A 13,051-nucleotide genomic window follows, 5' to 3' on the forward strand; every position below is an offset into this window, starting at 1 on the left:
CTACATGAAGAGGTGAGCAGATGCCGGTTATCGAATACAAATGCCCAAACTGCGGCAGCGGCATGGTCTTTGACGGTGAGACAGGGATGTTATCCTGTCATAGTTGCGGAAGAGAGGACAATATCGAATCTATTCCTGATCCTCTGATAAATCGTATTTTTTCAGAAGATGAGGCCCATGAGTATCATTGTAATAACTGCGGAGCAGTGATTATGACCGAAGTGGAGACGAGTGCAACGGTGTGCAGTTTTTGTGGTTCTGCCGTGGTTCTCGGGGATCGACTGACTGGGAAGCTGGCTCCAGCGCAGGTTATTCCTTTTTCAATCAGTAAGGAAGAAGCCATAGCTGCTTTCAAAAAATGGTGCAAGAATGGCCGTCTGACGCCGAACCGGTTCATGATAGCAGACCGAATCAAGGGAATAACCGGGATGTATGTGCCCTTCTGGTTATATGAATTACATAATAAAATTGAGGTTCAAGGTGAAGGTACCCAAGTGAGAACCTATACGAGCGGAGACTACGAATATACGGAAACGAAGCATTTCGATGTATATCGGAAAATTCGTTTGAATTATGTAAAGGTTCCAATTGATGCTGCGGAGAAAATGAACGATGAGCTGATGGATAAATTGGAGCCTTTTCCATACGATCAGCTAAAACCCTTTAAAACGCCATATCTAGCAGGTTATATTGCGGAGAAGTACAGTTATAACGAAGAAGAGCTTTTCCCGCGAGTTAAAGAAAAAGTGAAGGAATATATTGATGCTTATATTCATTCTACGGTGTCAGAGTATACGGCCGTGAGTTATACGGAAAAGCAAATTGATACTACATTAAAACAAGCGGATTATGTCCTGCTCCCGGTGTGGGTCATACACTATGACTATAATCAATTGGAGCATACGTTTGCTATGAACGGACAGACGGGCAAGGTAGTCGGTAAGCCTCCGATTAGCAAGTTCAAAGTGACGGCTTGGTTTGCAGGCATTTTCGGCATTACTCTCTTTTCATTGAGATTAATCACTTGGTTGATGATGGGAGGGGGATTTTATTGAAAAAGCATAGAGCGATTATAGCCGTTTTGTTGTTCTTTGCTGCTTTTCTGGCAGTTCCTATGGAAATGAAGGGCGAACCAGCAACGACAGAAATGAAGCCATTGATTTATGATGAAGCGGGTCTGCTCAATCAGGAAGAGTATGATGTGTTGAACGCTATGGCTAATCAATACGGAGCGGAAAGAGAAACGGACATTATTATTTATACTACTCTCAATCCCGACAATATGGATGTTATGAAAATGACGCAGGACTTTTATGATGACCATGGCCCTGGGTATGACAGATCTCATGGGAACGCGGTCATTTTAACGATGGATATGAGAAATAGAGAGGTGTACTTGGCCGGATTTTATAAGGCAGAACGGTATCTGGATGATGACAGGCTTACTAAAATACGCCATGAGATTAGCCCGGACCTGACGAACGGCAACTATGGGCTTGCATTTCAAAAGTATATTCTGAGTGCGCACAAATATTTGGCCATCCGTCCAGGGGTGAATCCAGACAGTATATTTTTTAAGGGCTGGCTTCATTTGGCGGTTGCCCTGGGATTGGCGGCGATGATCGTGGGCAAGATGGTTTCCAATTCTGGCGGTCGGGTTACGGTAAATCGGCAGACCTACGAGGATTCGAACGCTTCAGGAGTTCTGGAGCATCGAGATCAGTATCTTCACACAACGACAACGAAACGGAAGATTGAAAAGAGCAGCAGTAGCAGCAGCTCAGGCGGTGGTGGCGGAACTACCAGCGGCGGTCATTCGCATAGCGGCAGCAGAGGATCATTTTAACTGAGGATTTTGTAAAAATCCAATAAGCACTTTCAATGAACAATATATAGATCGAAATGGTCTAGTTCGTCTATATATTGCACTTTGGAGCGACTGGAATCGAATTTTGCAAAATCCTAAATTGAAAGGATGGATACAGTATGGGGTTCTTCAGAAATCAATTTGCAAATGTTGTAGAATGGGAAGAATTTAGAGATGATATGATTTTCTGGAAGTGGAGCAACCGTGAAATTAAAAAAGGCAGTAAATTAATCATCCGCTCCGGTCAAGATGCGATTTTTGTAAATAACGGCAAAATAGAGGGTATTTTCGAGAATGAAGGGTCGTATAACATGGACTCTGACATTATTCCATTTCTATCCACACTAAAAGGGTTTAAATTTGGTTTTAACAGTGGCATGAGGGTAGAGGTCTTATTCGTTAATACGAAGGAATTTACGGTCAAATGGGGGACGCAGAATCCAGTGCTGATCCCGACCCCCCAGCTGCCAGGCGGTATGCCGATTCGTGCCAATGGCACATTTAATTTTAAAGTGAACGATTATGTTACGCTCATCGATAAGATTGCCGGAGTGAAGGACAGTTATCTCGTTGAGGATGTGAAAATACGGATTACTTCGGTGTTGGATCAGTTATTGATGAAGTGGATTAGCAGAGAAGGAAAGGACATGTTCAATCTGCAGGCGAATGCTTCTGACATTTCAAAAGGTATTCAAGAAGATCTGGATATGCAAGTGATGGACAACGGTATGACGATTACTGGCTTTCATGTGATGAGCTTCAATTATCCTCAAGAAATCCAAGATATGATTACGAAGACAGCCTCTCATGAAATGATCGGTAATCTGCAAAAGTACCAACAAGTGACGATGACGGACGGGATTGCATCGGGTAATGTAAAAGGCGGCGGTGCTGCTTCGGATATGGCGAGTATGATGATGGGGATGAATATAGCAAATGAAATGATGAAAAATTTGAACCCGAACCCGAACCCGAACCCAAAGCCTTTGGCTGAGACTCAGCCTACACCTGCTGCCCCCTCTTCATCTGGAGACGCTAAAAAGCTCAATTTTTGTCCGAATTGCGGTACAAAAAACGAAGGAGCTAACTTCTGTCCGAATTGTGGACAAAAATTGAACGGATAACATAGCTACGGTCAAACTTCTTTATTTCAGAAAAGTTCCGACTGGGTCAAGTAATCCTGTAAGCCAAAAGGCAGTTATCGCAGAGTATCTTCTGTGATGGCTGCTTTTTTATGTAGTTCGTTCAAGTTTTTTCTTCATAAATCCGATTTATTGGATTGAAAAAGGTACTCAGGATAAGGTACTATAGCTATATAGTATGTATTTATATTAATTAATTAGTTATTACATTAATAAACTATAGGTATAGGAGCAACGAAGATGACCAAATTCCAAGATCAAATCATTGCGCGTTACAAGTTTGATGATGCAGAGAACGTCGGCAAAGATAGCTCAGGGCAAGGTAACGATGGGGTTGCTTCAGGCACAGTAACACCTACGATTTCCCATGCTACTGGTAGAGCAGCTTTGATGCTTGAGGGTGGCCCCAACGGTACATCGTATATCCAGCTTCCTTCCGATCTATTCAAAGATGTAAGCGATAACACCGGTGTGACGGTTACTGCTTGGGTCAACTTCGGCAGATTCACAGATATGTGGGAACGTGTCTTTGACTTTGGTAAAGCCCATACAGGACCCTATATGTTCATGACACGGAATCTGCGCGGAACCCTTTTCACCGAGGCGGATTTGTCCGTAGACCCGGGAAGAGGCTTTGTCAGGGATGAGTGGATGCACATAGCCCTGTCTGTGATCGGCACGGAAGGCGGCACATTAAGCAGTGCCGGTCCGGTGATATATGTCAATGGTGAAGTGGTAGCGGATGGTTCCATCAGCCAAACTTCCAGCGGTAACTATGCCAAGCTGCGTAAATGGTTCGAAACGTTTACAGACTCGTCCAACTACAGCAACAATTTTATCGGTCGCTCCCAGCATGCGGCGGATGTAGACTTTGCCGGCTCCGTTTCAGACTTTAGAATTTATAAAGCAGGCTTGTCGGCAGATGAAGTCATTGAGGTCATGTGCGATTCGTTGACAGATGAAGAGATCGTGAAGCTTGCTAGAGATAAATATTTGTCCTTTCCAACGACGATTGTGACCAAGGACTTATCTCTGCCAACCGTTCTGATGGGCGGTAGAGTAGAAGTGACCTGGAAATCCAGCCAACCTAGTATACTCTCTGACAATGGGCAGGTGCAGGCGATTACCTCTGCACAAGGGGTTACCGTCACAGCTTTATTAATGAAGGGCTTAAGCCAGATTGAAGAAAGCTTTGAAGTATCCGTTCTTCCTGAACAGCTGCCTCCGTACACGCTGACCATTCATGGAAATAAGGAAGTACTGGATGTCAGCGAAGTGATGTACGGCTTGTTCTATGAAGATATCAATAACGCGGCAGATGGCGGGATTTATGCAGAACTCGTTCAGAATCGCTCCTTTGAATCTTTCGAGTTTGATACGTATTCCCATGCTTCCGGTGAATGCGGCTGCTCTACAGGACGGAACCGCAACCCGTTGTTTGCCTGGTCTGGTGATACGGACAAGATGACTCCACAACATAGCGGTGGATTAAATGAGTTTTTAGGCGCAAAAGACAAAGAAGTGAACTCTTATTATGTGACGGTAGCGGATGGTGCAACAATTCGGAACAAGGGCTTTTCCGATTCTAACCAGAATTGTGCCATGTCCATCCAAGAGGGTGCCAAGTATGAGTTTACCATCTGGGCGAAGGCCGATTCAGCGGGGGCAATCACACTGCAACTGCAAGACTCGAATGAAAAGGCTATTAGTGATTCGGTTACGATACAGGTGGAAGGTGGCAACACGTGGAAGAAGTACGGCATCGATTCCAAACTTGTGCTGACAGGCTCAGCTACGGTTCTCGGGCAGCTGGCGCTTACATTTGAAGGGGACATTTCGGTTGATATGGTTTCTTTATTCCCACAAGATGTATGGGGCGCAGGAGAGGAAGCGCAATCCCCATCGGCACATGCTAACTTCCAGGGAAATCCTAACTACCGACTGAGAAAAGATTTGGTGAACGCACTGGTTGGCATGCATCCGAAGTTTTTGCGGTTTCCAGGTGGTTGTATTTCCGAGGGTTCGTTTATATGGGAAAACGTATACGATTGGAAGGAATCGATTGGGGATATCGAGCTGCGCAAGGAAAACTTTAATGTATGGGGCTACATGATGACCATGGGCCTTGGTTATATGGAGTATTTCCAGTTGGCAGAAGACCTGAATGCAGCTCCGCTTCCGGTTATGGCCTGTGGCGTTCTCTGCCAAGCCCGTTCCGATTACGCTCATCCGGCTGGAGGCGCATTAAGAGAATACTATATTAAGAACTTTACAGATCTGATCGACTTTGCGATCAGTGTGGATTTTGAACATAATGAATGGGCTGCTATGCGTAAAAAAATGGGCCATGAAGCTCCGTTCGATCTGCGTTATTTGGGTGTGGGTAACGAGAACTGGGGCACAGAGTTCTTTGCCAACTTTGAAGTGTTCAAGACGTCGATTGATGAGTACATGGAGAAAAACTATCCGGGTTATGAGCTGCATATCATCTCCACGGTTGGCGCTCAAGCAGACGACGATGCCTATCAGCAGGGCTGGAAGTTCCTGAGCGGTAATATGAAGGGCTCGGCTAAGGTTGCTTTTGCAGATGGTAACCAGGTGACGGAAGAAACTGTAACCTGGTATGAGAAGCAAAAGGACTATATGGACACCATTGCAGACGAGCATTATTATCGTTCTAACGAGTACCTGCTGAATAACGTGGACCGCTATAACTACTACTACAGAGCTTATAACGTGGACGGCAGTATAAATTGGAAAGCAACATCAAAGGTTTTTGTCGGAGAGTACGCCTCAACGGATAAAAATACATTAGCAGGCGCTGTAGCAGAGGCAGCGGTGATGACGGGCTTCGAAAATAATGCCGATGTCGTTCGGTTGGCTGCCTATGCACCGCTGTTTAACAAGGTGCTGACAGATGGAACCTACAGATGGACACCAGACTGCATCTGGTTCGATGACGAAACGGTGTGGTTTACGCCGAACTACTATGTACAGCAAATGTATGCTAAATATTTGGGGAATAAAGTATTGAGCACTTCTTTCTCTACTTACAAAAACGGCAAGCCAACGGATCTCATTCCTCAGGGTGGAATTGAAATCGCGACAGGCAACGCCGAAGTTATGATTAAGCGTGTGACTGTTACTTCCAACCAGGACGGCAGTGTTTTGCTGGATCAAGACTTTACCCAGGAATTGAATTCGGCCTGGCAGGTCATTCCCGGTTCCGGGGGCTCTACAGTGGAGGAAGGCAAGGGGCTTGTCCTCAAAGCTCAGGATAGCGGTTTGAATGGTCTGTACATCTTGAACGACAGCTGGAGCAATTACAAGGTAGAGGTGGTCGCTTCCCGTATTTCCGGCACGGACGGTTTTTATGTGGGTGCGGGTCTCACGGATATTTCTGCGGAGAAAAAGGACGTTGTCGAATACGCGATCGGTTATGGCGGCAAGGCTACCGGCGTGAAGGTTTACAAGCAAGGCATAGAAGGCTACACATTGGGTGACTACTCTTCCAGTACAGCGGTAGGTAACTTGAGAGCAGCTAGCTATGAAGAGTTGGCTGACAACACGGACTACACCATAACAGTGAACTACGGCGGTGAAACGGGCAGTAATCTGATTTGCTCATACACCGACGGCGAAACAACCAGCAAAGTGCTGGACTACAAGCTGGAGGCTTACAACAGAGACGTGTTCAACTCGGTAACCCAAGATGCTGAGCATGTATACGTGAAGCTGGTGAATGCTGACAACGTAGATAAGGTAATACAGCTGAATCTACAAGATTTGAGTGTTGAGTCCATCGCTAAGCTGGTTACACTAACCGGCGATTCCTCGCTTGTTCATGTACCTAACGTGAACAAGAAGAATGACGAGAAGGTAGTGCCTACCGAACAGCAGATCACGCTTGATACGAATTCTGTCCTTTTGTACTTACCAGCTAACTCGGTGAATGTGCTGGTGCTGGATCTTAAACCTTTTCCTGCTTAAAAACAAAAAGGGGTGTCCCAAGCAGCCGTTTTATGGCTTTTGGAACACCCCTTTTTTTCTATGAATAGAGTCGGAATGTTGAGTTGATTTCCCCGAAGGGCATTACTGCGTGCTTCTGTTTACTAATTCACGCGGGTTGATGCCATCGTCTATCGTTAGCGGAGTAGGGGCTCCCGTAGCGATTCGCTCCCAAGGCACCATTTTAAAGTTCTGATTTAACTTTTTGCCGTTTTGAAGATTTTCGTCATCTTGTGCAACGAAGATACCATGAGGGAAATTCTTGCCTAATCCGTAGCCAAGAACATCAATACCGTCTGTGACAGACGTACCGTCAACGGTAGGGCTCGCGCTGATCGTAAAGTTGCTTATATATGCATTGTCGCCTTGTCGTTCATAGATCGCATAGCTGCTGTTTCCTTGACTGGAGGCCATGAGATACCCCTTGCCATCTTTACCGTAATACAATGTAAGTCCTTCTATGTCATCGTGGAGTCTACGCCCATCTGCAATATCAACACGTCGCAGCGGCTCGGATGAACCGTCTGGCTCGGCACTATACTTCCAAATGGCGTAATCCTCTTCAGCGATGTAGATCGTACCATATTCATCATCAGCAACCATGCCCTCAGATTGCGTATCTAGCTTGAACTGGCGGACAAGCTTACCTGCAATTTTGCCACTTCCGTCATCAGTCAGCTCATATTGTTCAAATTCACCCTCTTTGCCCAACACGAGCGCGTAAAATTTATCTGTCTTGAGGCTATGGTATAAGCTGAATCCGTACACTTCTTTCATAGATGCTTTAATGGGTTTGCCAACCACGTTGGTCAGCTTTCCTGATGCACCGTCAATGGCAAAGATATCGATCGTGTTGTTGGTTCGATTGGTTGCCCCTGCGATATCAATTTTTTTGCCGCCCAACGTGAAACCGTAACGAAGATCCACGTTATTCATTTTTCCGACCTTCATGTTTTGCAGTTGCTTGCCTTCCAGATCATAGACTAAAATCCCGCCGCCTTTATTGGTTGCTAAAATTCTACTTTTCTCCGGATCGACCGGGTTGAGCCAGATTGCAGGGTCGTCGGCTGCGTCTTCTCCATCTTCCACAGCTTCTGTTTCGGCAGAGGGGATTACTTTATAGGTGGGAACTGCGTCCTTAGGATCTGCATATTTGCTGTTCTCTGCTTCAAGCGCTGTAAGAAGTTTTGTAGGAAGATATACATTTCCATTCACTATTTTAATTTCCCGGTCCGCTTTTCCGGTTAGTCCAGCTAGACGATATTGCTTCTCACCCACTGTAAAGGTCCCGACAATGCCATTTTTCAGTTTGACCAAAACAGACTGGTCATCACTGTCCCATGTAATTGTCGCCCCCATTTTATCTGCCTGTGCTCGTAGTGGTGCATACCCGGATGGCTGAATGTCTGCCGCATGGGTCAGTTCTGGTGATACCAGAATCCCTGTTAAAATGGCTAATAATGCGAGTTTAGTTGACTTCATATGTATGCCCCTTTTCTGAAGTGAAAATGATATAACCGACTCAGTATAAAGCGAGAATATCAAAAGGATACAATGAAAATGTAAAAGGAATGTAAAGGCGGTGTAAGCATTCAATGGACTGGCTTCCAGTATTGTTGTCTGTAATTCTTTGGAGACATTCCGAACTTTTCTTTAAAGCATTTGGAGAAATAGCTTGCTTGGGAGAATCCTGTTTCCTCGGTAATTTGTTGGACAGACCAGTCGGTTTGCAGCAAAAGACTGCGTCCTTGATCCAGGCGATAATCCATTAAATACTCAAGCGGTGTGCGCTGGAAGGCGACCTTCATACATCTGGCGAGATAGTTCTGATGTACGTGAAAATGGGTCTCCAAATCTTTATTAGTGATTGTATTTTTGTAATTCTGTTTTAGGTATATTTCGATCTGTTCCGCCAACTTAGAGGAGCTGTCTTTATTATTCTGATCATACTCCAAACTCTGAAAAACATTCACAAACGTCTGTTGGGCCTCCCATAGTGCCAGCTTTCTAGGTTTTAAAGTAGAGGCTAGTAAATAGTCTAATTTCGAAAATAGCTCATGCGGATTCACCACTTTTTGAATTTTGGGCAAATGAATGGTCGTATGTTCTGAATGAAAATGCAGCTCGGGAATGGGGGTGCTGGGTATAATAGGATTGTGCGAGGATTGTGCGCACCACATGCTATTGGTTTGAAAATGGAACCAGTAAAAGGAGGTTTGTTCTGTACATGCCTCAATGGGAAAATGATGTTTATCCGGTTCAAGAATGAGAGCGTAATTTTCAGTTACCTTCCACACTTCGTCCTCTTCGCCAATGTGCAGCAATCCTTCTTTAATGATTATTACGTCAAAATAACCCAGATTATACCTATTCGGGTGCCAATCCCCTTTTTGATATGTAGTAAAATTCCCCTCAATGAAATAAGGCAGCGGAGGGACAAGGAATGATAGAAAGTCTGTTTTGCTCATGGAAGCCAGCTCCTTTGTGTGTGAAATCGTATAAGTTTTAGTTAAAGATCGCGATTTTTTTTATAAATTCAGGTTGATAAAATAAGGACGTAGCAAGGGGAGCTCAGGTTAGCTTGTACGATATTATCATTACTTTATCCTTATTTTTTCAAAAATGAAAGCGTTCTATTTCCAGGAAGGGATGTTTATCCAATGAAAACGGCAAAGCCAGTTAAGCATGTCATCATTGATGATTTATTTTGGAAAAAGTATAAGCAGGTTGTGGCGGAAGAGGTTATTCCTTATCAGTGGAAAGCATTAAATGATGAATTACCAGATACAGAACCCAGTCATGCGATTGAAAACTTTAGGATTGCAGCCGGGGAATCCAGTGGGGAGTATTATGGAACCGTTTTCCAGGACAGTGACATTGCCAAATGGCTGGAGACAGTTGCCTTTAGCTTAAGGGATCATCCGAATCCTGCGCTTGAAGAGCGGGCTGATGAAGTAATTGAATTGTTGGGAAGAGCTCAAGCTGAGGATGGGTATCTGAATACGTACTATCTGCTGAAGGAACCCAATAATCGCTGGACGAACCTAAGAGATAATCATGAGCTGTATTGTGCAGGGCATTTTATAGAAGCGGCTGTTGCTTATTATGAAACGACGGGAAAAACGAAGTTTCTTCACATTATGGAGAAATACGTAGACCTGATTCAGCAGATTTTTGGTACGGAAGAAGGGAAACGGAAAGGCTACCCGGGACATGAAGAAATTGAGCTGGCCTTGATCAAATTATACGACGTAACTGCAAAGGATCAATATCTCAAATTAGCGCAATATTTTATTGAACAGCGGGGACAGCATCCTATTTACTTTGCAGAGGAACAAGAAAAGAGAAAACATATTCAAACAGAGCCCACCTGGAATGATGATAACAACATTAATTTTGGCTTAGGCTTCGAATACCAGCAAGCACACCAACCTGTGCGGGAACAAAAAGAGGCAGTCGGCCATGCGGTGAGAGCGGTGTATCTGTATATTGCGATGGCGGACTTGGCCGCGAAAACAGGGGATGCTTCCCTGTTACAAGCCTGTGAAACGCTGTGGGATGATGTAACGAATCATAAAATGTACATCACCGCAGGGATCGGTTCTACTGTAAACGCGGAAGCGTTCACTTGCCATCACGATCTTCCCAATGACAGCATGTACTGTGAGACCTGCGCCTCTGTAGGGCTGGCCTTTTGGGCCAATCGTATGCTGCGCTTAGCGCCAGACCGGAAATATGCCGATGTTTTGGAGCGTGCGCTATACAACGGAACGATTAGTGGGATGGACCTGGACGGGAAACGGTTTTTCTACGTGAATCCGCTGGAGGTTAATCCTTTTCAAAAATCCAGAAAAGATCAGGAGCATGTAAAAACAGAACGGCAAAAATGGTTCTTCTGCGCCTGCTGTCCGCCCAATTTGGCACGAATGATTGCATCGGTTGAGGACAATATGTACACCCAAACGGATGATACGTTGTATACGCATCTGTATATTGCCAGCAAGGTGAACATGACTTTATCTGGTCATGAGGTTGAAATTACACAAACTCATCATTATCCATGGGATGCGGATCTAACCTTTTCGATCCACGTAACAGAGCCGACTTCCTTCAAATGGGCACTGCGGATTCCGGGTTGGTGCAAGCAGGCAGAGGTGAAGGTGAATGGGGAAGCTATGTCATTAGACCATCTGGAAAATGGCTATATCGAGATTCAGCGTACTTGGAAGGACGGAGATGTGGTAACTCTGCATTTGGCTATGCCAGTTGAGCGCATTCGGAGCAATCCACTTGTCTCCATGAACCAGCAGCAAATTGCTCTCCAACGCGGCCCAGTCGTGTTCTGTCTGGAAGAAGTGGATAATGGAGCGAATTTGGCAGGATTAAGATTGACGAAGGATAGCCTCATTACGGAAGAGTTCAGCGAAAACCTGCTGGGTGGCATTGTAAAGTTGACCATAGAGGGATACCGGGTAAAAAATTCGAACGCATTATATAGCTCGGAGCCTCCTGAATTTGTTCCTCAACAAATTACCGCCATTCCTTACTACGCCTGGTGCAATCGGGCTAAAGGGGAAATGCGTGTATGGGTTTATGAATCATAATTCATTCGCATGGGGAGAGGAAAGATCATGAGTACGAGAATTGTGAGTACGGAATCACCGGAAAAGGCAGCAAGTACCGTTCCTTTTCATCGTAAAATCAGCTATTCATTAACGGATACAGCAGGCAATCTACTATACTGTGTCATTTCCAGTTATCTATTATATTTTTATACAGATGTATTCGGTCTTTCTATCGGGATTGCCGGGACATTACTATTTATCACCCGTTTTATCGATGCCATTGATGCCCCGATTTGGGGCATCCTGATTGACCGAACCAAGTCGAAATACGGCCAGAGCAGACCCTATTTTCTATGGTTAGCTATTCCGTTCGCTGTGTTCATGGTCCTTACGTTTACGACACCCAATTGGAGTGAGTCGGGCAAAATTGCATATGCCGCCATTACGTATATCATAGCAGGTATCCTTTATACCGGAATCAGTACGCCGATTACGTCTATTCTGCCTAATCTGAGCACCAATTCTAATGAACGCGTAGTCTTGAACTCCTTCCGCATGGTCGGGGGGAATGTGGGTTTCTTCATCGCCACGACGTTTACGTTACCTTTGGTCGCTTTCTTTGGACAGGGAAATGATCAAAAAGGATTTTCCTTAACGCTCGTTTTATTTGGAATCATGGCGATTATTATGTTTTTCATAGCGTTTGCCGATTTGCGAGAAAATGCAGCAGTGAAAACGAAATCCGTTCCCATTGCTAAAAGCTTTACAGCCATCAAACGAAACTGGCCATGGATGCTCGTTGTAGCTGCCAACTTGTGCTACTGGATTGGTTTGAATATTCGTTCAGCAACGCTAATCTTTTATCTGCAATACAATCTGGACAGTAAGGACTTAGTGCCTTTAATCAATGGACTGACCTCCTTGCAGTTGATCTCGATGGTTCTGATTCCGTTTTTCGCCAGAAAATTAAGTAAAAATGCGATTATGATTATCGGATTGATATTAGCTGCGCTGGGTCAAGTCGTGATTTTAATGGGAAGTACAGACTTAACCCTCATTATTATCGGCTGGATTATTGGTGCGTTAGGATCAGGCTTTGCATGTTCTATGCCGTTTGCGATGTTGTCAGATACAGTCGATTATGGGGAATGGAAAAATGGTATTCGGGCAAGTGGTTTCCTGACCTCGATTGGAAGCGCATTCTGTATAAAAGCGGGTAGCGGAATCGGCGGATTATTGCCAGCATGGATCATGGGCAGCACCGGTTATATCGCTGGGAAAGTTCAAACCCCTACGGCGTTGTCCGGCATTCAGTTTAGCTTTATCTGGCTGCCATTTATCGTCTTCTTGATCGGAATCATTCCTATGTTTTTTTATAAAAAATTCGAAAAGAATGAAGCTTCTATCCAACAAGATTTAATTGCGAGAAGATCATAGACATTCTTTTAACAAGGGTTTAATGATATATT

The 13,051-nt window shown here is 44.7% G+C and carries 8 protein-coding genes; 6 read left to right on the forward strand and 2 right to left on the reverse strand.

What is annotated here, in order from left to right:
• Positions 1 to 20: 20 nt before the first annotated feature.
• From MKY24_RS01080 to MKY24_RS01095, 4 genes are all read left to right on the forward strand, one after another.
• Complete coding sequence (locus tag MKY24_RS01080; protein ID WP_023986506.1) at positions 21 to 1,055, forward strand: hypothetical protein; 1,035 nt, start codon at positions 21 to 23, stop codon at positions 1,053 to 1,055.
• Positions 1,052 to 1,846: a TPM domain-containing protein gene (locus MKY24_RS01085; RefSeq protein WP_023986507.1), complete on the forward strand. Its 795-nt coding sequence runs from the start codon at positions 1,052 to 1,054 to the stop codon at positions 1,844 to 1,846. The genes MKY24_RS01080 and MKY24_RS01085 overlap by 4 nt, the downstream gene beginning before the upstream one ends.
• 140 nt (positions 1,847 to 1,986) lie before the next feature.
• Positions 1,987 to 2,991 carry an SPFH domain-containing protein gene (locus tag MKY24_RS01090; protein ID WP_339201247.1) on the forward strand — a complete coding sequence of 335 codons (1,005 nt, stop codon included), beginning with the start codon at positions 1,987 to 1,989 and terminating at the stop codon, positions 2,989 to 2,991.
• A 258-nt stretch (positions 2,992 to 3,249) separates the two neighbouring features.
• Positions 3,250 to 6,999: an alpha-L-arabinofuranosidase C-terminal domain-containing protein gene (locus tag MKY24_RS01095; protein ID WP_339201249.1), complete on the forward strand. Its 3,750-nt coding sequence runs from the start codon at positions 3,250 to 3,252 to the stop codon at positions 6,997 to 6,999.
• A 102-nt stretch (positions 7,000 to 7,101) separates the two neighbouring features.
• Here the strand turns inward: MKY24_RS01095 and MKY24_RS01100 are convergent, their stop codons facing one another.
• Together MKY24_RS01100 and MKY24_RS01105 are read right to left on the reverse strand one after the other, a co-directional pair.
• Positions 7,102 to 8,499: a phytase gene (locus MKY24_RS01100; RefSeq protein WP_053324393.1), complete on the reverse strand. Its 1,398-nt coding sequence runs from the start codon at positions 8,497 to 8,499 to the stop codon at positions 7,102 to 7,104.
• Positions 8,500 to 8,609: 110 nt separating this feature from the next.
• Entirely contained in the window at positions 8,610 to 9,485 is an 876-nt protein-coding gene (locus tag MKY24_RS01105; RefSeq protein WP_339201250.1) for a helix-turn-helix transcriptional regulator, read from the reverse strand.
• Between the two features lie 192 nt (positions 9,486 to 9,677).
• Between MKY24_RS01105 and MKY24_RS01110 the strand changes: the two genes are divergently transcribed.
• Positions 9,678 to 11,621, forward strand: a complete 1,944-nt coding sequence (locus MKY24_RS01110) for a beta-L-arabinofuranosidase domain-containing protein (protein WP_053324394.1) — start codon at positions 9,678 to 9,680, stop codon at positions 11,619 to 11,621.
• Between the two features lie 27 nt (positions 11,622 to 11,648).
• Positions 11,649 to 13,019 (forward strand): MFS transporter, encoded by a 1,371-nt coding sequence (locus MKY24_RS01115; RefSeq protein ID WP_023986522.1) that lies wholly within the window; start codon positions 11,649 to 11,651, stop codon positions 13,017 to 13,019.
• The last annotated feature ends 32 nt before the right edge of the window (positions 13,020 to 13,051 follow it).

Origin of the sequence: Paenibacillus sp. FSL P2-0322, from assembly GCF_037975315.1 — a bacterium.
In the GTDB taxonomy this organism is placed as follows: domain Bacteria; phylum Bacillota; class Bacilli; order Paenibacillales; family Paenibacillaceae; genus Paenibacillus; species Paenibacillus polymyxa_B.